Origin of the sequence: Serratia sp. CY38905, assembly GCF_052168875.1 — a bacterium.
GTDB classification, from domain to species: Bacteria; Pseudomonadota; Gammaproteobacteria; order Enterobacterales; family Enterobacteriaceae; genus Serratia; species Serratia sarumanii.
Window position 1 is genome coordinate 182261 of record NZ_JBJNLV010000004.1, and the last position, 20116, is coordinate 202376.

The 20116-nt window shown below is 59.1% G+C and carries 17 protein-coding genes; 5 read left to right on the forward strand and 12 right to left on the reverse strand.

Features of this window, described 5'->3' with window-relative positions; translation table 11 throughout:
• Nucleotides 1-48 precede the first annotated feature (48 nt).
• Nucleotides 49-954: a LysR family transcriptional regulator gene (locus ACJ8MK_RS12155; protein ID WP_230199958.1), complete on the forward strand. Its 906-nt coding sequence runs from the start codon at nucleotides 49-51 to the stop codon at nucleotides 952-954.
• Between the two features lie 273 nt (nucleotides 955-1227).
• Here ACJ8MK_RS12155 and ispH read toward each other — a convergent pair whose 3' ends face one another.
• From ispH to ribF, 5 genes are read right to left on the reverse strand one after another with little or no spacing between them, the layout of a single operon-like run.
• Nucleotides 1228-2181, reverse strand: a complete 954-nt coding sequence (gene ispH, locus ACJ8MK_RS12160; protein ID WP_033637058.1) for a 4-hydroxy-3-methylbut-2-enyl diphosphate reductase — start codon at nucleotides 2179-2181, stop codon at nucleotides 1228-1230.
• Nucleotides 2162-2632, reverse strand: coding sequence for an FKBP-type peptidyl-prolyl cis-trans isomerase (gene fkpB, locus ACJ8MK_RS12165; RefSeq protein WP_033637057.1), 471 nt, complete (start codon nucleotides 2630-2632; stop codon nucleotides 2162-2164). Before fkpB ends, ispH begins: the two co-directional genes overlap by 20 nt.
• Before the next feature lies 1 nt (nucleotide 2633).
• Nucleotides 2634-3143, reverse strand: coding sequence for a signal peptidase II (lspA, locus tag ACJ8MK_RS12170; RefSeq protein ID WP_041033196.1), 510 nt, complete (start codon nucleotides 3141-3143; stop codon nucleotides 2634-2636).
• A 13-nt stretch (nucleotides 3144-3156) separates the two neighbouring features.
• Nucleotides 3157-5973 carry an isoleucine--tRNA ligase gene (ileS, locus tag ACJ8MK_RS12175; RefSeq protein ID WP_442517768.1) on the reverse strand — a complete coding sequence of 939 codons (2817 nt, stop codon included), beginning with the start codon at nucleotides 5971-5973 and terminating at the stop codon, nucleotides 3157-3159.
• Nucleotides 5974-6005: 32 nt separating this feature from the next.
• Nucleotides 6006-6944, reverse strand: coding sequence for a bifunctional riboflavin kinase/FAD synthetase (gene ribF, locus ACJ8MK_RS12180; RefSeq protein WP_033649147.1), 939 nt, complete (start codon nucleotides 6942-6944; stop codon nucleotides 6006-6008).
• 390 nt (nucleotides 6945-7334) lie between these two features.
• On the opposite strand from ribF, the gene rpsT reads away from it, so the two are divergent.
• Nucleotides 7335-7598, forward strand: coding sequence for a 30S ribosomal protein S20 (rpsT, locus tag ACJ8MK_RS12185; RefSeq protein WP_004932960.1), 264 nt, complete (start codon nucleotides 7335-7337; stop codon nucleotides 7596-7598).
• A 71-nt stretch (nucleotides 7599-7669) separates the two neighbouring features.
• Here rpsT and nhaR read toward each other — a convergent pair whose 3' ends face one another.
• The 4 genes from nhaR to dnaK form a co-directional block, all read right to left on the reverse strand.
• Nucleotides 7670-8569, reverse strand: coding sequence for a transcriptional activator NhaR (gene nhaR, locus ACJ8MK_RS12190; RefSeq protein WP_004932962.1), 900 nt, complete (start codon nucleotides 8567-8569; stop codon nucleotides 7670-7672).
• A 192-nt stretch (nucleotides 8570-8761) separates the two neighbouring features.
• Nucleotides 8762-9928, reverse strand: a complete 1167-nt coding sequence (gene nhaA, locus ACJ8MK_RS12195; protein ID WP_442517769.1) for a Na+/H+ antiporter NhaA — start codon at nucleotides 9926-9928, stop codon at nucleotides 8762-8764.
• A 236-nt stretch (nucleotides 9929-10164) separates the two neighbouring features.
• Nucleotides 10165-11289, reverse strand: coding sequence for a molecular chaperone DnaJ (gene dnaJ / locus ACJ8MK_RS12200; protein WP_033637051.1), 1125 nt, complete (start codon nucleotides 11287-11289; stop codon nucleotides 10165-10167).
• Between the two features lie 106 nt (nucleotides 11290-11395).
• Nucleotides 11396-13309: a molecular chaperone DnaK gene (gene dnaK, locus ACJ8MK_RS12205; RefSeq protein WP_004932972.1), complete on the reverse strand. Its 1914-nt coding sequence runs from the start codon at nucleotides 13307-13309 to the stop codon at nucleotides 11396-11398.
• Between the two features lie 325 nt (nucleotides 13310-13634).
• On the opposite strand from dnaK, the gene satP reads away from it, so the two are divergent.
• Nucleotides 13635-14234, forward strand: coding sequence for an acetate uptake transporter (gene satP / locus ACJ8MK_RS12210; protein WP_033649275.1), 600 nt, complete (start codon nucleotides 13635-13637; stop codon nucleotides 14232-14234).
• A gap of 44 nt (nucleotides 14235-14278) precedes the next feature.
• Here satP and ACJ8MK_RS12215 read toward each other — a convergent pair whose 3' ends face one another.
• The 3 genes from ACJ8MK_RS12215 to tal form a co-directional block, all read right to left on the reverse strand.
• Nucleotides 14279-15586 (reverse strand): MFS transporter, encoded by a 1308-nt coding sequence (locus tag ACJ8MK_RS12215; RefSeq protein ID WP_033637050.1) that lies wholly within the window; start codon nucleotides 15584-15586, stop codon nucleotides 14279-14281.
• Nucleotides 15587-15710: 124 nt separating this feature from the next.
• Nucleotides 15711-16298 (reverse strand): molybdopterin adenylyltransferase, encoded by a 588-nt coding sequence (gene mog / locus ACJ8MK_RS12220; RefSeq protein ID WP_004932980.1) that lies wholly within the window; start codon nucleotides 16296-16298, stop codon nucleotides 15711-15713.
• Between the two features lie 150 nt (nucleotides 16299-16448).
• The gene (tal, locus tag ACJ8MK_RS12225; RefSeq protein WP_033637049.1) at nucleotides 16449-17402 is read right to left on the reverse strand and encodes a transaldolase; all 954 of its coding nucleotides are present in this window, start codon (nucleotides 17400-17402) and stop codon (nucleotides 16449-16451) included.
• Nucleotides 17403-17785: 383 nt separating this feature from the next.
• Here tal and ACJ8MK_RS12230 point away from each other — a divergent pair, with 383 nt between their 5' ends.
• Nucleotides 17786-19222, forward strand: coding sequence for an alanine/glycine:cation symporter family protein (locus tag ACJ8MK_RS12230; protein WP_033637048.1), 1437 nt, complete (start codon nucleotides 17786-17788; stop codon nucleotides 19220-19222).
• A gap of 106 nt (nucleotides 19223-19328) precedes the next feature.
• Nucleotides 19329-20105 (forward strand): peroxide stress protein YaaA, encoded by a 777-nt coding sequence (yaaA, locus tag ACJ8MK_RS12235; protein WP_033652891.1) that lies wholly within the window; start codon nucleotides 19329-19331, stop codon nucleotides 20103-20105.
• The last annotated feature ends 11 nt before the right edge of the window (nucleotides 20106-20116 follow it).

The following is a 20116-nucleotide window of genomic DNA, read 5'->3' on the forward strand; positions in this document are numbered from 1 at the left end:
TCTTGGTTAAGTTGTGCTTAACAAACTATGAGCAATATTTTAAAACGCATGGCCATTTTCTCAAAAGTGGTCGATTGCGGCGCATTCAGCATGGCGGCAAAAGAATTGGGCATGACGACTTCCGCCGTCAGCCAGCATATTCGCCAGTTGGAGGAACATCTGGGCATTCAATTACTGCTGCGATCGACGCGTTCATTGAGTCTGACCGAAGCCGGATTGTGCTTTTATGAAGATTGCCTGCTGATGATCCACGCCGCCGAACGTGGCCAACAACGGATCGCCGCGCTGCGCGGCGAACTGGTCGGTGAGCTGCGCGTCGCCACCTCCACCGAATTCGCCACTCACTACCTGGTGCCTGCGCTGCAAAGTTTTCTCGACGAACATCCCCGTCTCACGCTGCGGCTGGAAATCCACGATGAGAAGATAGATCTCATCACGCAGCGCATCGATCTGGCGATACGCGGCGGCGTGCTGGCCGACTCCAGCTACGTTTCCACGCGGCTGGCGTGCTGCCGCGAAGTGCTGTGCGCCTCGCCGGCTTACCTGGCGCATCACGGCGTGCCGGATTCGCCACAGGCGCTGACGCACCACCAATGGGTCACCTTTACGCCGCTCGGCAACCCGCAGTTTGTCCGTCTGATCCATCGTAACGGCGGTGAACACCGCATGCGCATGACCGGGCGCTTGTTCACCAACAGCGGTATGGCGATGAAGGAGTTGGCGCTGACCGGCAAGGGTATCATTCGCAATTTCTTCGCCAACGTTGAACGTGAATTGCGCAGCGGCGAGCTGATTGAAATATTGCCCGATTGGCGGTTACCGGAAATTAATTGCTATGCCATTATGCCGCGCAGGGAGAGCCAGCCATTAAAAGTCAGACGATTGCTGGAGCATATGAAACTCTATTTGCAGGAGAAGGGATTAAGCGCCGTAGAACATATCCGTCAGGAATAAAATAAGAAACATCTGCAATATCTATTATTGTAATTATTGTAATCACCTTACCAACACCGGGTCCTATTTAGATTGCAGCCTAATGATATCTTTATTAATAACTTTTCGCCAGCCTATATAATTAATCACACCGACGTTATTTCAAATACTCAGAATAAATTTGGCTTTAGTTAGCAGAAAATTTGAATATGCATGGAATATTATTTTTTACGCGGCGCGCTTTCCAAAAAAAACGGGAAGCCTAAGCTCCCCGTTGTCACCCGCCGGCGCATGTCAATCGATCTGACGAACGTCCACGCGCAGCTCTTTAGGCACTTCAAACACGATGTTCTCTTCACGCCCGCTGATTTCATGCACGTCCAGGCCACCCAGCGCTTTCAGGCGAGAGATCACCTCCTGCACCAGCACGTCCGGTGCCGAGGCGCCGGCGGTAACGCCGATATTGCGCGCTTCGCTCAGCCAGCTTTCCTGAATATCCGCCGCCGAGTCGATCAGATAAGCCGGTTTGCCGACGCGCTGCGCCAGTTCCGCCAGACGGTTGGAGTTGGAGGAGTTCTTCGACCCCACCACCAGCACCACGTCCGCATCGCCGGCCAGGTTGCGCACCGCTTCCTGACGGTTGGTAGTGGCGTAGCAGATATCATCCTTACGTGGCCCGATAATTTTCGGGAAACGCTGACGCAAGGCGTCGATCACGTCCGAGGTATCATCCACCGACAGCGTGGTCTGCGTCATAAAGCACAAGTTGTTTTCGTCTTTCACCTGCAGCTTCCACACGTCTTCCGGCGATTCGACCAGGTACATGCCACCCTGCGGGTTGCTGTACTGGCCCATGGTACCTTCCACCTCCGGGTGCCCGGCGTGGCCGATCAGGATCGCTTCGGTGCCGCGGCGGCTGGCGCGCGCTACTTCCATATGCACCTTGGTCACCAGCGGGCAAGTGGCGTCGAACAGCATGGTCAGATCGCGCGCCTTGGCTTCGGCGCGCACCGCCTGAGAAACGCCGTGCGCCGAGAAGATCAGGATAGAGCCGTCCGGCACTTCGGCTATCTCTTCGATAAACACCGCGCCGCGCTCACGCAGGCTGTCGACCACGTAGCGGTTGTGCACCACTTCATGCCGCACGTAGATCGGCGCGCCATACAGCTCCAGCGCGCGTTCCACGATGCTGATCGCACGATCAACCCCGGCGCAGAAGCCGCGCGGGTTAGCCAGCAATATTTGCATGCATCTCCTCCTGCTGCGGATCGATCTCCAGCACTTCGATATCGAAGGTCACCGGATGGCCCGCCAGCGGATGGTTGAAATCGACGGTGATCGAATCTTCCGCCACCGCGCGCACCACGCCCGGCATTTCACTGCCGTCGATGGCGGTAAACAGCATGATGGTGCCCACGTCCGGCACGCCGGTTTCCGCGAAGTCGCGGCGCGAGAAGAACTGAACCAGATCCGGGTTCTCCGCGCCGAACGCCGCTTCCGGCTGCAGGGTAAAGGCGCATTTGTCGCCCGCGCGCAGGCCGAGCAGCTGCGCCTCCAGCGGCGCCGACAGGCTGCCGTCACCCAGGCGGAACAGCGCCGGCTTGCCGCTGCTGCGGGTGGATTCGGCGGTCGAACCGTCTTCCAGTTTCAGCGTAAAGTGAACCAGCACCGCGCTGTCACTGATAACCTGAGCCGTCATATTACTCACCTTTACTCTTTGCGCTTTTGTTCGCCGGCGACAGGAAACCTTCCAGCACGATCATCGCCGCGCCCACGCAGATAAAGCTGTCCGCCAGGTTGAAGGTCGGGTAGTGCCAGTCGCCGACGTAGAAGTCGATGAAATCGACCACGAAACCGTGCCACAGGCGGTCGAACAGATTGCCCAGCGCCCCGCCGATGATAAAGGCGTAGGCGATGTTGTTCAGCTTCTGCTGCGCCGCACTGCGGTACATCATCACCAGCAGCACCGCAACGATGGCGATGGCGATGCCGGCGAAGAACCAGCGCTGCCAGCCGCCATGGTCGGCCAGGAAGCTAAACGCAGCGCCGTAGTTGCGCGCGTAAAACAGGTTGAACGACGGGATCAACGGCTGGGACTGCCCCAGCGTAAAGTTAGCGAGGATCCACTGCTTGCTGCCGAAATCCAGCGCCAGCACCGCCACCACAACCCACAGCCAACGCAGGCCGGTCGAACAAATTGATTTACTCATCAGGCGCGAGTTCTCAGGCAAAGTTACGCTTCTCGCCGTCACCGGCGACGTTGCTTACACAGCGGCCGCAGATGTCTGCGTGCTCCGCCACCAGGCCGATATCGGTGGTGTAATGCCAGCAGCGCGGGCACTTCTCACCCGGCGCCGTGCTGAAGGCGATCTTCAGCCCTTTCAGCAGCTCGGAAGCCTGCGCGTCGGCCGGCGCATCCGCCAATGGCGCAACGCTTGCCGCAGAGGTCAGCAGCACGAAGCGCAGCTCATCCTGCAGGCTGTTCAGGCGCGCCGCCAGCTCGCTGTCGGCATACAGCGTTACCGCCGCTTCCAGCGAACCGCCGAGGCGTTTGTCGGCACGCGCCTGCTCCAGCACCTTGTTCACTTCGCCGCGCACTTTCAGCAGCTCGGCCCAGAAAGCGTCGTTCATCGGCTCGCCTTCCGCCAGCCCGAACAGGCCGTCGTACCACTCTTCGGTGAACACGTACTGCGCGCGCTTGCCCGGCATGAAGCCCCAGATCTCGTCCGCAGTGAACGACATGATCGGCGCCATCCAGCGCACCAGCGCTTCCACGATGTGATACAGCGCGGTCTGGCAGCTGCGGCGGGCGACGCTGTCGCTCTTCGCGGTGTACTGACGATCCTTGATGATATCCAGGTAGAAGGAGCCCATCTCGACCGAGCAGAACTGCATCAGACGCTGCACCACTTCATGGAAATCGTAGTTGGCGTAAGCCTGCTCGATATCCTGCTGCGCCGCCAGCGCACGGCCGACCGCCCAGCGATCCAGCACCACCATGTCTTCCGGCGCCACGCAATCGGTGCTCGGCTCGAACCCGTTCAGGTTGGCCAGCAGGAAGCGCGCGGTGTTGCGGATGCGGCGATAAGAGTCGGCGGAACGCTTGAGGATCTCGTCGGACACCGCAATCTCGCCGGTGTAATCGGTCGACGCCACCCACAGACGCAGAATGTCGCCGCCCAGCTTGTTCATCACGTCCTGCGGGCTGACGGTGTTGCCGATCGACTTGGACATCTTGCGGCCCTGGCCGTCAACGGTGAAGCCGTGGGTCAGCACTTCTTTATAAGGCGCCTTGCCTTTCATCGCGGTGGAGATCATCAGCGATGACATGAACCAGCCGCGGTGTTGGTCGGAGCCTTCCAGATACATGTCGGCGCTGTGGCCGTGGAACTCAGGACGCACGTCGACCACCGAAGCGTGGGTGGAACCGGAGTCGAACCACACGTCCAGCGTATCCGGCACTTTCACGTAGTCGGCGGCGTCCGCGCCGAGGATGTCGGCGGCGTCCAGATCCCACCAGGCCTGAATGCCGTCTTGCTCGACGCGCTTGGCCACTTCTTCCATCAGCTCAACGCTGCGCGGGTGCAGCTGCTCGGTTTCTTTATGCACGAACAGCGACATCGGCACGCCCCAGGTGCGCTGACGCGAGATGCACCAGTCCGGGCGGTTGGCCACCATCATTTCGATGCGCGCCTGGCCCCAATCCGGGATCCACTGCACGCCTTTGATCTCTTCCAGCGACTGCTGACGCAGGCCTTTCTGATCCATGCTGATGAACCATTGCGGCGTGGCGCGGAAGATGATCGGCGTCTTGTGGCGCCAGCAGCACGGGTAGCTGTGCAGGAACTTCTCGACGTGCAGCAGCGCGCCTTTCTCACGCAGCAGGTCGACGATCAGATCGTTGGCCTTGAAGACGAACTTGCCGTCCAGCAGCGGATGGGTACCGGTCAGGTAGCAGCCGTTCGGCCCTACCGGGTTGGCGATCTCCAGACCGTATTTTTGGCTGATGACGAAGTCATCCGGACCGTGGCCACCTGCGGTATGCACCGCACCGGTACCGGCGTCCAGCGTCACGTGCTCGCCCATAATGGCCGGCACGTCGAAGCCCATAAACGGGTGTTTGAAGCGCAGCTGCTCCAGATCGGCGCCTTTGCAGCTGCCCAGCACCGTCCATTCGGTGATGCCGGCGCGTTTCATCACGCTTTCCACCAGCTCGGCCGCCAGGATCAGGCACTGGCCGTCAACCTGCACCAGCTGATAGGTGAAGTCCGGGTGCAGCGAGATCGCGCGGTTGGCCGGCAGGGTCCACGGGGTGGTGGTCCAGATAACCAGGGAGATGGCGCCGCTGAAGTTGCTCACGCCGAACTTGGCCGCCACGGCAGCCGCGTCGGCCGCATGGAAAGTCACGTCGATCGACGGCGAAGTCTTGTCGTAATACTCCACTTCCGCTTCCGCCAGCGACGATCCGCAGTCGGTGCACCAGTGAACCGGCTTGGCGCCTTTCAGCAGGTGGCCGTTGCTGATGATCTTGCCCAGCGCGCGGATGATGTTGGCTTCGGTTTTGAAGTCCATGGTCAGGTACGGACGATCCCAGTCGCCCAGCACGCCCAGGCGGATGAAGTCCTTTTTCTGGCCTTCAACCTGCTCGGCCGCGTACTCGCGGCACTTCTGGCGGAACTCGGCCGCCGTCAGCTTCTCGCCCGGTTTGCCGTACAGCTGTTCAACCTTCAGTTCGATCGGCAGGCCGTGGCAGTCCCAACCCGGCACATAAGGCGAGTCGAAGCCGGCCATCCCTTTCGACTTGATGATAATGTCTTTGAGAATCTTGTTAACCGAGTGACCAATGTGAATGCTGCCGTTCGCATACGGAGGGCCGTCATGCAAAATGAAGGTTTTTTTGCCCTTTTTGGCAGTACGAATAATCCCGTACAGATCCTGTTCATACCAACGTTGCAGCATGCCAGGTTCGCGCTTGGCGAGATCGCCGCGCATCGGGAACCCTGTTTCCGGCAAGTTCAGGGTATTCTTGTAGTCACTCATTAGATTCTCGGTTCCGTTTTCGGCTATAGAGATTAAACCGGTGTCTGTAGCCCGAAGAACTTCCGGGCCGTCACCACATCATTGGCGATTTGCTGCTTCAGGGCATCGAGCGAAGCAAACCGCTGTTCATTGCGCAATTTTGCGCGGAGCACCACCTCAATATGGCGCCCGTAAAGATCCATTGTGACATCCAGCAGATGCACTTCCAGCTGCTGGCGCACGCCGGCGACGGTCGGGCGCGTACCGATATTGGCCACGCCCGGCAGCGGCTGCGGCCCCAGGCCGTACACTTCCACCGCATACACCCCTTTCACCGGCGCCACCAGGCGCTTGAGCGGCAGGTTGGCGGTCGGGAAGCCGATGGTGCGGCCCAGCTCGTCGCCATGCACCACGCGCCCGGAGATGCTGTACGGGTGGCCCAGCAGGGTCTCCGCCAGCGGCAGATCGTCCTCGCTCAGCGCGGTGCGGATCGCGGTGCTGCTGATGCGCCGATCGCCTTCGCGGAAGGTCGGGGTGCTGACCACCTCGAAGCCGTACTCTTTTCCGGCCTGCTGCAATAGCGGAAAATCGCCCTGGCGCCCGGCGCCAAAGCGAAAATCATCCCCCACCATCAGGAATTTGACGCCCAGCTTTTCCACCAGCAGCTCGGCGACGAACGCCTGCGCGGTGTTGGCGGCAAAACGCGGATCGAACTTGACGCACAGCAGGTAATCGACGCCCGCCTGCGCCAGGTAGTTGGCCTTGTCGCGCAGGCGCGTCAAGCGGGCCGGCGCCTTGTCTGCGGCGAACATCTCCAGCGGCTGCGGCTCAAAGATCATGACCATCACCGGCAGCCCGAGGCGTTGCCCTTGTTGCTTCAACTGCTCCAGCAACGCCTGATGACCGCGATGCACGCCGTCAAAGTTGCCGATGGTGAGCACGCAACCATGGTGGCGCGCCCGGATATTGTGAATGCCGCGAATTAGCTCCATAGCTGGCTCAAAACAGTGGAAATCGGCGGATTATACCTTGTACAGCCGGTAAGGTTAACCCGCGATTGGTGCCTTTATGTAATAGACACACCATACCGGAGATAATCTGCACGTGAAACGGCTTCGCCGCAGTTTATCCGGCGCCGCCGGGCCGATTCTCGACCGCAGCCAACGGCTTGCGCCCGCCGCGGCAAAACATTGGCGAATTTTCTCGCGAAACACTGTATTCCCAAGAGCGAAGCTGGTAAAATCCTGCGCCATCACAACGTAGCGAGTGCCGCCTGTACAAACGGCGCTTATTTGCACAAATCCATTGACAAACGAAGGCTAAAAGGGCATATTCCTCGGCCTTTGAATTGTCCTCAATAGAATATATTTGGGAGTTGGACCTTGGCTAATATCAAATCAGCTAAGAAACGCGCCGTACAGTCTGAGAAACGCCGCAAGCATAACGCAAGCCGTCGCTCAATGGTGCGTACCTTCATCAAGAAGGTAGACGCAGCTATCGCAGCTGGCGACAAAGAAGCAGCACAAAATGCATTCCTGGTAATGCAGCCACTGGTGGACCGTCAGGCAGCTAAAGGCCTGATCCACAAAAACAAAGCAGCGCGTCATAAGTCAAATCTGACTGCACGCATCAACGCAATGCAATAAGCATTTCGTTATCTGCTTGATAAAAAAACCGGCTCAGGCCGGTTTTTTTACGTCCTGCGTTCAGTGAACCGCTAGCAGGAAAACAGCGCAGAAAAATCTTTGTTGCACACGCGCTGCACCGCCGGATGCTGGATCATGCGTTCGGCGAAGATGATGTAATACTCCTCCTGCACGCTGTCGATGCGCCCAATCTCCACCACGTTGTCATCGTTGTAGGTATCCTGCGCATACAGCGTCGGCGCCACGAAAATCGCATTGTGATACATGCCGAAGGCCTTCATCAGCGCCGCATCGTCGAACTCGCCCAGGATCTCCACCTGAATGCCCTGCGTATTGAACCAGTTGAGCAGCTTGCGCCCCAGCATCGAGCGGCGGCCGGGGATCAGCAGTTTGCGCTGCTCCAGACAAGCCGGGAACGGCAGCTCCGGCGCCGGCTGGCGGCAGAAGAAGCTGATGCCGCACTCGCCCAGCTTCAGCGAGAACAGCCCTTCCTGCTGGCTGGAGTCCACCGGACAATCCGACAGGATCATATCCAGCTTGTGCTGGCTGAGCTGCTCCAGCAGCATCTCGTGCGTCGATTCAAAGCAACGCAGGTGGATCTGTTCGTTGTCCACCACCACCGCCGTTTCCAATACCTGGCTGACCAGGCGCTTCGACAGCGCATCGGCCACGCCGACGTCGAACAGCAGATTCGACTCTTTGCGGTAGTTGACGATATCCAGCATTTCCTGGCTGAGCATAAACATCTTGTCGGCATAACGAAACACCAGTTGCCCCAGCTCCGAAGGCACCAACCCGCGCCCCTGACGTTTGAACAGCTTGCCGTCCAACCGCTCTTCCAGCGCTTTGATCTGGCCGGTGATGGTCTGCGGCGTCAGAAACAACGCTTCGGCGGCACCGACCACGGAACCGGCCTTGCAGACCTGCCAGAAATAGTAAAGGTGATTAAAGTTGATATGCGACATCCTCACGAGCGGCTCTCCTTAACAACGTTTCGCAGCGGCAAACGGTGTGCCGTGACGAGCGACAAACTTCCTTTCCCTGCTTCAGACAACGTATAGCCCCATTAGTCCCAACGAACAACGGCCGAAGCTGCACATATTTTATACCGTGCAGCTCCGACCAGCCATTTTATTATGTGCCCTTACCGGGCACATTCAGGATTAACGTACGCGCGGCAACGCCAGACGCAGCAATCCATACCCTACCACCGCCGCAGAGGTGGAGCCCAACAAGATCCCCAGGCGGGAATAGGTGCTGAGCGCCGCATCCGCATCGCCGAACGCCAGCGAGGCGATAAAAATCGACATGGTGAAACCAATGCCGCAGAGCACCGAAACGGCAAACACCTGTTTGAAGCCGATGCCTTCAGGCAAACGGGCGATGCCCATTTTCACCGCCAGCAGGCTGAAGAGGAAAATCCCCAGCGGCTTACCGATAAACAGGCCGGCCGCAATCCCAACCGGCAGCAGCGACGTCAATCCTTCCAGCGATACGCCCTGCAAAGAAACCCCGGCGTTGGCGAAAGCGAACAGCGGCAGGATCATAAACGCAACCCAGGGGTGCAGCTCATGTTCCAGCGTTTCCGACGGCGACGGCCCCTTCTTCACGTTCAGCGGGATCATAAAGCCGACGATCACCCCGGCCAGCGTCGCATGCACCCCGGACTTGAGGATCGCTACCCACAACACCAGGCCGACCATCATATACAGCGAGGTTTTACCCACGCCACGCCAGTTCATTACCGCCAATAGCACCGTCGCCGCCGCCGCCACGCCCAGCGCCACCATCGACACTTCGTGGGTGTAGAACAGCGCGATGATGATAATCACGCCCAGGTCATCGATGATCGCCAACGCCAGCAGGAACACTTTCAGGCTGGTCGGCACCCGGTTGCCCAGCAGCGCCATTACGCCCAGCGCGAAGGCGATATCGGTCGCGGCCGGGATCGCCCAGCCCTGGCGGGTGACTTCATCCGCGCCGTTGAACAGCAGGTAAATCAGCGCCGGCGCCAGCATGCCCCCCAGCGCGGCGATCGCCGGAAACACCGCCTTGTCGCGCCCGGACAGCGAGCCTTGCATCAACTCGCGCTTGACCTCCAGCCCCACCACCAGGAAGAAGATGGCCATCAGGCCGTCGTTGATCCACAGCAGCAGCGGCTTGGCGATCTCCAGCGAAGCAATCTTCACCATCACCGGCAGGTTAAGGAATGCCTGATAGATCCCCTGCGCCGGGGTGTTGGCCATGATCAGGGCGACGGTTGCCGCCGCGATCAGAATGATGCCGCCCGCAGCTTCCTGACGTAAAAATTGACGAATGATATTGGTCACAGTACGTCTCTCCAAATCTGTGCAGGGCGCAGCGCCCTGCAAACCACAGTCATGAAGTGAGTATAGAGGGCGTTTTAGTTCGAAAAAATAAGTTTATAAATGCTAAATAGCTCGATAAAACCGATCAAAAGCACGAATAAGTCACATTATTTATAGGGGATTAGGGGCATGGCGTGCAAATAAAAACCCCGGGACAAACGCCCGGGGTTAGAACATAAACCAACAGAAACAGCAGGTTAACGAGTCAGATCGTCAAAGAACTTTTTCACCCCGTCGAAGAAGCTCTTCGAACGCGGGCTGTTCTTGTCGCCGGACGGGCCACCCAGGCTCTCTTCCAGCTCACGCAGCAGCTGCTTCTGCTTGTCGTTCAGATTGACCGGAGTTTCCACCACCACGCGGCACAGCAGGTCGCCCTGGCTGCCGCCACGCACCGATTTCACACCCTTGCCGCGCATGCGGAACAGCTTGCCGGTTTGGGTCTCCGAAGGCACCTTCAGTTTCACCCGGCCGTCCAGCGTCGGCACTTCAATCTCGCCGCCCAGCGCCGCCATGGCGAAGTTGATCGGCACTTCACAGTACAGGTTATTGCCTTCACGCTCGAAGATCGGGTGCGCCTTCACCTGCACCTGAACGTACAGATCGCCCGCCGGTGCGCCGTGCTCGCCGGCTTCGCCTTCACCCGCCAGGCGGATGCGGTCGCCGGTATCGACGCCGGCCGGAATTTTCACCGACAGCGTTTTGGATTTCTCTACCCGGCCGTGGCCGTGGCACTTGTTGCACGGATCTTTGATGATCTGACCGCGGCCATGGCAGTGCGGACACGCCTGCTGCACGGTGAAGAAGCCCTGGCGCATCTGCACCTGGCCCTGGCCGTGACAGGTTGGGCAGGTCACCGGCGAGCTGCCCGGCTTGGCGCCGCTGCCGTGGCAGACGTCGCACTCTTCCAGCGTCGGGATGCGGATCTCTTTGGTGACGCCACGTACCGCTTCCTCGAGGGTCAGCTCCATGTTATAGCGCAGATCGGAACCGCGGCTGGCGCGCTGACGGCGGCCTCCGCCGAAGATGTCGCCAAACACGTCGCCAAAGATATCGCTGAAGTCGGCACCGCCGCCAAAGCCGCCGCCGCCCATGCCGCCCTGTTCAAAGGCCGCGTGCCCATACTGGTCGTAGGCCGCGCGTTTCTGGTCGTCGGTCAGGACTTCGTAAGCTTCTTTAACTTCTTTAAACTTGATTTCGGCGTCTTGTTCCTGGTTGCGGTCAGGATGGTATTTCATCGCCAGGCGTTTGTACGCCTTTTTGATCTCACGTTCATCCGCCGTCTTGCTGACGCCGAGAATCTCGTAATAGTCTTTCTTCGCCATTCTTTTGCTTACCCTTAACATGCGTGCACGGGCGCAGAGTTGCCTCGACGCCCGTGCTGGTTTCCGGGAACGGCACCTCGGCCGCCCCGTGCCCGCTTAAGGGCGATTATTTTTTGTCTTTAACTTCTTCGAACTCAGCGTCAACCACGTCGTCGTCTTTCTGCGCCGCGTTGTCCGCGCCGGCGTCAGCACCCTGCTGAGCCTGCTGCGCCTGAGCCATTTCCAGCAGTTTGCCGGAAACCTGCACCAGAGCCTGAGTCTTCGCTTCGATCTCGGCTTTGTCTTCGCCTTTCACCGCCGCTTCCAGATCTTTCAGCGCCGCTTCGATCGCCGTTTTGTCTTCCGCCGGCAGTTTGTCGCCCGCTTCTTCCAGCTGCTTGCGCGTGCCGTGGATCAGGTGATCCGCCTGGTTACGCGTCTGCACCAGCTCTTCGAACTTGCGGTCGGCTTCAGCGTTCAGCTCGGCGTCGCGCACCATTTTCTGGATTTCGTCTTCGTTCAGGCCAGAAGATGCCTTGATGGTGATCTTCTGCTCACGGCCGGTGTTCTTGTCTTTGGCAGACACGTGCAGGATGCCGTCGGCATCGATATCGAAGGTCACTTCGATCTGCGCCATGCCGCGCGGTGCCGCCTGGATGCCGTCCAGGTTGAACTGGCCCAGAGATTTGTTATCGCTGGCGCGCTTACGCTCACCCTGCAGCACGTGGATGGTTACCGCAGACTGGTTGTCTTCAGCGGTAGAGAACACCTGGCTGTGCTTGGTCGGGATCGTGGTGTTTTTGGTGATCAGCGGCGTCATCACGCTGCCCATGGTTTCGATACCCAGCGACAGCGGGGTCACGTCCAGCAGCAGAACGTCCTTCACATCACCGGCCAACACGCCGCCCTGTACCGCAGCGCCCACGGCAACCGCTTCGTCCGGGTTCACGTCTTTACGCGGCTCTTTGCCGAAGAAGTCTGCGACTTTCTTCTGCACCATTGGCATACGGGTCTGGCCGCCCACCAGGATCACGTCCTGAATGTCGGAAACCGACAGGCCTGCGTCTTTCAGCGCCACTTTCAGCGGCTCGATAGAGCGCGCAACCAGATCTTCAACCAGCGACTCGAGTTTGGCGCGAGTCACTTTGATGTTCATGTGTTTTGGACCGGTCGCGTCTGCAGTGATGTACGGCAGGTTAACGTCGGTCTGCTGAGCGGAAGACAGTTCGATCTTCGCTTTCTCAGCGGCTTCTTTCAGGCGCTGCATCGCCAGCGGATCGTTGCGCAGATCGATACCCTGATCTTTCTTGAACTCTTCCACCAGGTAGTTGATCAGACGGCTGTCGAAGTCTTCGCCACCCAGGTGGGTGTCACCGTTGGTCGCCAGCACTTCGAAGGTTTTTTCGCCGTCAACGTCGTCGATTTCGATGATGGAGATATCGAAAGTACCGCCGCCCAGGTCATAAACCGCGATGGTGCGGTTGCCGACTTCTTTGTCCAGGCCGTAGGCCAGGGCCGCAGCGGTCGGTTCGTTGATGATGCGTTTTACTTCCAGACCCGCGATGCGGCCGGCGTCTTTGGTCGCCTGACGCTGGGCGTCGTTGAAGTAAGCCGGTACGGTGATAACCGCTTCAGTTACCGGTTCGCCCAGGTAATCTTCCGCCGTTTTCTTCATTTTTTTCAGCACTTCCGCAGAGATCTGCGGCGGAGCCATTTTCTGGCCTTTCACTTCCAGCCAGGCGTCGCCGTTGTCGGCTTCGACGATTTTGTACGGCATGATCGCTTTGTCGCGCTGCGCTTCTTCATCCTGGAAGCGGCGACCGATCAGGCGCTTGATGGCGAACAGGGTGTTTTCAGGGTTGGTCACTGCCTGACGCTTAGCCGGCTGGCCAACCAGAGTTTCACCGTCCTGGGTATATGCGATAATAGAAGGAGTGGTGCGGTCGCCCTCGGCGTTTTCCAGCACGCGTGCCTTGGCACCATCCATAATTGCTACGCAAGAGTTGGTAGTACCCAGGTCGATACCAATAATTTTGCCCATCTAAACGTCTCCACTAAAAAATTCATAATCAGTCAGGTTGCTAACCTATATGCGGGCGATTTTTTGCTTTTCAACTGCCCGATATCTCAGTGCGGCCCGCGGTTAGCAGCTGCGGTTGCAAATAAGATGGGGCCATCCAATCCGGCATCAAGGGGCAAGGCGAAAAAAATTTCTTTTTTTTATCGTCATTCAGATCATTGTTTCCGGCTGCGGGGATCATTATGATGCGCGCGCTCTGGTGGAAAACTTCGATTTTTTGGCCATTCAGACCATTTATTATTTTACTTCGCTGTTTCCGTTAATTTTCTGTTATCGCAGAGGACTTATGCACACCAACAAGTTGGCAAATCCCGGCCCTCTCGGCCTGATGGGCTTCGGGATGACCACCGTCTTGCTGAACCTGCACAACGCGGGCTTTTTCCCACTGAACTCCGCCATCATCAGCATGGGGATTTTCTTCGGTGGCCTAGCCCAGATCCTGGCCGGTCTGCTGGAATACAAGAAGGGCAACACCTTCGGCATGACCGCTTTCACCGCCTACGGCAGCTTCTGGCTGAGCTTGGTCGGCCTGCTGCTGCTGCCGCGTCTGGGCCTGGCTGAGGCCACCGAGGCGCACGTGCTGGGCATCTACCTGGCGCTGTGGGGCGTATTCACCCTGTTCATGTTCTTCGGCACCCTGGGCGCCAACCGCGTACTGCAGTTCGTGTTCGCCAGCCTGACGCTGCTGTTCGCCCTGCTGGCCGTCGGCAACATCACCGGCAACCACGCGCTGCTGACCTTCGCCGGTTATGAAGGCATCATCTGCGGCGCCAGCGCCATTTACCTGGCGATGGCCGAAGTGCTCAACGAGCAATACGGCCGCACCGTGCTGCCGATTGGCGAACCGGCCCCGGCCCGCGTCGCGACCTCACCGGTCACCGCATAATCGCCCTTCCCTGACGAAAAAGCCCTGCATTGCAGGGCTTTTTTTTAGCTGTAGGAATCGGCTTGCCGCTCCCCGGCTTCGCTGTTCAGGTCGCGATGCAGGTAGACGCCGAGCAGCAGCCCGATGAGCGACAGCGCCAATACGTAGTAAGCGGGTGCTAACGGGGTTAATTTCATGATCAGCGTCACAAAAATAGGGGTTAGACCGCCAAAAATAGCGTACGAGACGTTATATGAGAACGAGATACCGGTAAACCGCACTTCCGCCGGGAAAGCCCGCACCATCACGTACGGCACGGCCCCCACCACGCCTACGCTGAACCCCACCAGGGCATAGCAGGCGAACAGCATTTCCGGGCGCACGCCCACCGTTTGATAGAACAGCCAGCTGCAGCCGGCCAGCAGCACGCTGCCGACCACCAGCGTTTTGCTGGCGCCGAAGCGATCGGCCGACAAACCGGCGACGATGCAGCCGGCGATCAGCATGATGGTGGCGATGCTGTTGGCCTGCAGCGTCAAGGCCGGCGCGATGCCGAACTGCTTTTGCAGATAGGTCGGGGTCATCAGGATCACCACCACGATGCCGGCGGAGAGCAGCCAGGTCAGCAGCATCGATACCGCCACCTCCCGTTTGTGGTTGAGCACCACCGACTTCAGCGGCAGCTCTTCGGCCAGCGCTTTACGCGCCTGCATCTCGATGAAGATCGGCGTTTCCTGCAGCCAACGGCGCAGGTACATCGCCACCAGGCCGAACATGCCGCCCAACAGGAAAGGAATGCGCCAGCCGCCGCCGGCAATGCTCTGCGGGCTGAGCGTGGTGTTGATCACCGTCGCCACCACCGAGCCCAGCAGGATGCCTACCGTCAGCCCGGCGGTCAGCGTGCCGCAGGCGAAGCCGATGCGCCGGCGCGGCACGTGTTCGGCGACGAAGACCCAGGCGCCCGGCACCTCACCGCCGATCGCCGCCCCCTGCAGCACGCGCATCAACAGCAGCAGCAGCGGCGCAGCGATGCCGATGCTGGCGTAGGTCGGCAGCAGGCCCATCGCCAGCGTCGGCAACGCCATCAGCAGAATGCTCAGGGTAAACATCTTTTTGCGGCCGACCAGATCGCCAAAGTGCGCCATCACGATGCCGCCCAGCGGACGGGCCAGATAGCCGGCGGCGAAGATGCCGAAGGTTTGCACCAGCCGCAGCCATTCCGGCATGTCCGCCGGGAAGAACAGATCGCCGACCACGGCGGCAAAGAACACGAAGATGATGAAGTCGTAAAACTCCAGCGCGCCGCCCAACGCGGCCAACGTCAGCGTTTTGTAGTCTTGCCGGTTCAGCCGGCGATTATTGTCGTGAGGCATAGGGCACCGTCGGTAAAGGCTGTAAAAATAAAAGCCGCAGGCTTTCTGTAAAAGAATCCTTACTATAGCGGCAAATTATTTTCACACCAGACGGGCTGAAGCCGATCTCGCAGAACGCTGAAATTTAGAGGTTTATCTCGCGACGCGCGCTCTTTGGCCGAAATGCTGCTACCACCGCGGCGTGCGTTTCGACGTAAGGCCCGTCGAGCAGTTGAATGCAATAAGGCACGCTGGCGAAGATGCCGTGCACCACCGCATTGCCCTGCTCATCTTTTACCCCTTCCAGCGTTTCCTTGATCGACTTCGGCTGGCCGGGCAGGTTGATGATCAGCGCCTGCTTGCGGATCGCCCCCACCTGGCGAGAAAGAATTGCCGTTGGCACATAGTGTAGGCTGATCTGACGCATTTGCTCGCCGAAGCCAGGCATCACGCGATCGGCGATCGCCAGCGTGGCGTCGGGGGTGACGTCGCGTCGCGCCGGCCCGGTGCCGCCGGTGGTCAGCACCAGATGGCAACCCATTTCGTCCACCAGCTCGCACAGCGTCTGTTCAATTTGCGTCTGCTCATCGGGGATCAGCCGGGTTTCCAGCTTGAACGGCGTCGCCAGCGCGCCGCTCAGCCATTCCTCCAGCGCCGGAATGCCTTTATCCTGATAAACGCCGCCGGAAGCGCGGTCGGAAACGGAAACCAAACCAATACGTAAAATATCCATGCGTAACCTCTACAGCCTGATGGGGTCCGAACGGGTTCGTCCCCGTTCTGTTGTCATTGCCGAGAGTATAAGGGCTTCCCCCGCCGGCGGGTGCGTCGGGCATAAAAAAAGGTGGCCTGAGCCACCTTTTTACTGCGCGATCTGCCGGAATTACAGCAGGTCGGCGATCATTTTTTCCAGTTTGCCCTGGTCTACGGCGAACTTGCGGATGCCGTCGGTCAGTTTCTCAACCGCCATCGGATCCTGGTTGTGCTGCCAGTAGAACTCAGGTTCGGTCAGTGCGGCAGGACGCGCCTTCACTTCACCGGTGTAAGACAGTTTGCGCTCCAGCGCGCCTTCGCTCTCCGCCAGCTCTTTCAGCAGCGCAGGGGCGATGGTCAGACGGTCGCAGCCGGCCAGTTCGATGATTTCGCCGACGTTACGGAAGCTGGCGCCCATCACCACGGTGTTGTAACCGTGCTGTTTGTAGTACTGGTAAATCTCGGTCACGGAGATCACGCCCGGATCTTCATGCGGGGCGAACTCTTTCTTGTCGCCGTTGGCTTTGTACCAGTCGAGGATACGGCCGACGAACGGCGAGATCAGGTAAACGCCGGCTTCGGCACAGGCGCGAGCCTGAGCGAAGGAGAACAGCAGCGTCAGGTTACAGTTGATGCCTTCTTTCTCCAGCTGCTCCGCCGCGCGGATGCCCTGCCAGGTCGAGGCCAGTTTGATCAGAATGCGATCGTTGCTAATGCCGGCTTCGTTGTACAGCTTGATCAGGCGCTTGGCCTTGGCCACGCTGGCATCGGTGTCGTAAGACAGACGTGCATCCACTTCGGTGGAGATGCGGCCCGGAACCAGTTTGAGGATTTCCAGACCGATATTGACCGCCAGCTTGTCGGCGGCGTCGGCGATCTGCTGCTCACGATCGCTGCTCTGGCCGCGCGCCCAGGCGATGGCTTCGTCAATCAGTTTACGGTATTCAGGAATTTGGGCTGCATTGAGGATCAGCGAAGGGTTGGTTGTGGCGTCCTGCGGTTGATACAGCTTCATTGCCGCGATATCACCCGTATCTGCAACCACCGTGGTCAGCTGGCGCAGGGAAGTTAATTTGTCGGTCATGTTGGCATTATCTCATCGTTTGTGCATGAACTTTTGGCATTGTTCAACCATGCCCTGCCCTGATAATAACATGCGCCAAGCCCGGTGCAAGGCTGGAAAACCGCGGCGCGCAGGCATCTGTTTTATCCTTGGGCGAGCAACCGTTTACGCCGATATCTTTCGCCATTACCGAGCGGATGGAAAGGCAATAACGTGCTATTGTCCGAATAAATTATGTTAAATTCGAAAAAATTGATGCAATTCGTCCGCTAATCTGCGAAAAATCTTAATCGACTGACGCCGGACAGATTCCAGCTAAGCTCTTGTAAAAAATAGGCCAATGTTTTTCACCTGCGGTGGATGCTGCAAGGTGCGCATTAAATTTCGATAAAAGGAGGGATCCCTTGACGGACCTGATGAATTTTATAAACAACATTTTGTGGGGGTCGGTGCTGATTTATCTGCTGCTCGGCACCGGCATCTACTTCACGTTGCGCACCCGCTTTATCCAGCTCCGCCACTTCAGCCACATGTTCTCGGTGTTGAAAAACAGCAATAAGAGCGACAGCGCCGGCATCTCCTCTTTCCAGGCGCTGTGCACCACGCTGGCGGCGCGCGTCGGCACCGGCAACCTGACCGGCGTCGCCATCGCCCTGACCGCCGGCGGCCCCGGCGCCATCTTCTGGATGTGGGTGGTGGCGTTTATCGGCATGGCCACCTCATTTGTGGAAAGCTCGCTGGCGCAGCTCTACAAAACCAAAGACGATAACGGCAACTACCGCGGCGGCCCGGCCTACTACATGGAAAAGGGCCTCGGCATGCGCTGGATGGGCGTGCTGTTCTCGATCTTCCTGATCATCGCTTTCGGCCTGGTGTTCAACGCCGTGCAGGCCAACTCCATCGCGCAGGCCTCCGCCGTCGCCTTCCATTTGCAGCCGCTGCACGTCGGCATCGGCCTGGTGCTGCTGAGCGGCGTGGTGATCTTCGGCGGCATCCGCTCCATCGCCAAAGTGGCCGAGCTGGTGGTGCCGCTGATGGCCGGCGCCTACCTGTTGCTGGCCCTCTGGGTGATTGGCCATAACATCGAACACATGCCGGCGATCCTGACGCTGATCTTCAAAAGCGCCTTCGGCCTGCAGGAAGCCGCGGCCGGCGCCGTCGGTTACGGCATTTCCCAAGCGATGACCCAGGGCGTGCAGCGCGGCCTGTTCTCCAACGAAGCCGGCATGGGCTCGGCGCCCAACGCGGCGGCGTCCGCTTCACCTTATCCGCCGCATCCGGCCTCACAGGGCTATGTGCAAATGCTCGGGGTGTTTATCGATACCATCGTCATCTGCAGCGCCACCGCGGCGATCATCCTCTCCTCCGGCATTCTCGATCAGCCGACCGACAGCATCAGCGGCATCGATCTGACCCAGCGCGCGCTGTCGACCGCCGTCGGCAGCTGGGGGGCGCCGTTCGTCGCCATCGCCATTTTCTTCTTCGCCTTCACCTCGATCATCGCCAACTACGCCTATGCCGAGAGCAACCTGGTGTTCCTCGAGCACAACCATCCGGGCGGCCTGCTGATTTTCCGCTGCGTGGCGTTGGGCATGGTGATGTTCGGCGCGCTGGCGGAGCTGCCGCTGGTGTGGAAAATGGCGGATACCTCCATGGCGCTGATGGCCATCACCAACCTGACGGCCATCCTGTTGCTGTCGCGGGTGGCGCTTAAGCTGGCCGATGACTACCATCGCCAACGCCGTCTGGGCAAGCTGCCGACCTTTGACGCCAACCGTTATCCGGAGCTGAAGTCGCAGCTGGAGCCGGGCGTGTGGGACGACCAAAAGCCGCCGCGCTGAGTTTTCCGGGGCGCGTGCGGTGCGCGCCCCTGCCTATTGGACCGATTGCCCCTTTTTCCCGCGCTTTTTGCTACAGTATCCGCACTTGGATAAACAGGATCTGGCCATGCTCGTTATTATTTCCCCTGCAAAAACGCTCGATTACGACAGCCCGCTGGCGACAGAACGCTTCACGCAGCCCGAAATGCTGGACAAGTCGAAACAGCTGATCAAAATTTGCCGCGAGCTGACACCGGCGCAAATCGCCAGCCTGATGAGCATCAGCGACAAGCTGGCCGGGCTGAACGCCGCGCGCTTTAGCGAGTGGCAGCCGAAATTTACCCCAGACAATGCCCGTCAGGCGCTGCTGGCGTTCAAGGGCGACGTTTACACCGGCCTGCAGGCGCAGGATTTCAGCGAAGCCGATTTCGACTTCGCCCAGCAGCATCTGCGCATGCTGTCCGGCCTGTATGGCGTGCTGCGCCCGCTCGATCTGATGATGCCGTACCGGCTGGAGATGGGCATCAGGCTTGAAAACCCGAAAGGCAAAGACCTGTACAGCTTCTGGGGCGATAAAATCACCCAAAAACTCAACGAAGCGCTGGAGCAGCAGGGCGACGACGTGGCGGTCAACCTGGCGTCCGACGAGTATTTCAAGGCGGTGAAGCCGGCCAAACTGCACGGCGCGCTGATCAAACCGGTGTTCCTCGACGAGAAGAACGGCAAGTACAAGGTCATCAGCTTCTACGCCAAGAAAGCGCGCGGGTTGATGAGCCGCTTTATCATCAAAAATCGCCTGACGCGCAGCGAGCAGTTGGTGGACTTCAACCTGGAAGGCTACGCCTTCGACGAAGCCGCCTCGCAGGGCAATGAACTGGTGTTCAAACGCCCGGAGCAGGCATAAAAAAAGCCGTC

Coding starts and splice junctions, on each gene's coding strand:
- ACJ8MK_RS12155 (WP_230199958.1), top strand. CDS start 49: ATGGCCATTTTCTCAAAAGTGGTCGATTGCGGCGCATTCAGCATGGCG.
- ispH (WP_033637058.1), bottom strand. CDS start 2,181: ATGCAAATATTGCTGGCTAACCCGCGCGGCTTCTGCGCCGGGGTTGAT.
- fkpB (WP_033637057.1), bottom strand. CDS start 2,632: ATGACGGCTCAGGTTATCAGTGACAGCGCGGTGCTGGTTCACTTTACG.
- lspA (WP_041033196.1), bottom strand. CDS start 3,143: ATGAGTAAATCAATTTGTTCGACCGGCCTGCGTTGGCTGTGGGTTGTG.
- ileS (WP_442517768.1), bottom strand. CDS start 5,973: ATGAGTGACTACAAGAATACCCTGAACTTGCCGGAAACAGGGTTCCCG.
- ribF (WP_033649147.1), bottom strand. CDS start 6,944: ATGGAGCTAATTCGCGGCATTCACAATATCCGGGCGCGCCACCATGGT.
- dnaJ (WP_033637051.1), bottom strand. CDS start 11,289: ATGGCGAAGAAAGACTATTACGAGATTCTCGGCGTCAGCAAGACGGCG.
- dnaK (WP_004932972.1), bottom strand. CDS start 13,309: ATGGGCAAAATTATTGGTATCGACCTGGGTACTACCAACTCTTGCGTA.
- satP (WP_033649275.1), top strand. CDS start 13,635: ATGCACACCAACAAGTTGGCAAATCCCGGCCCTCTCGGCCTGATGGGC.
- ACJ8MK_RS12215 (WP_033637050.1), bottom strand. CDS start 15,586: ATGCCTCACGACAATAATCGCCGGCTGAACCGGCAAGACTACAAAACG.
- mog (WP_004932980.1), bottom strand. CDS start 16,298: ATGGATATTTTACGTATTGGTTTGGTTTCCGTTTCCGACCGCGCTTCC.
- tal (WP_033637049.1), bottom strand. CDS start 17,402: ATGACCGACAAATTAACTTCCCTGCGCCAGCTGACCACGGTGGTTGCA.
- yaaA (WP_033652891.1), top strand. CDS start 19,329: ATGCTCGTTATTATTTCCCCTGCAAAAACGCTCGATTACGACAGCCCG.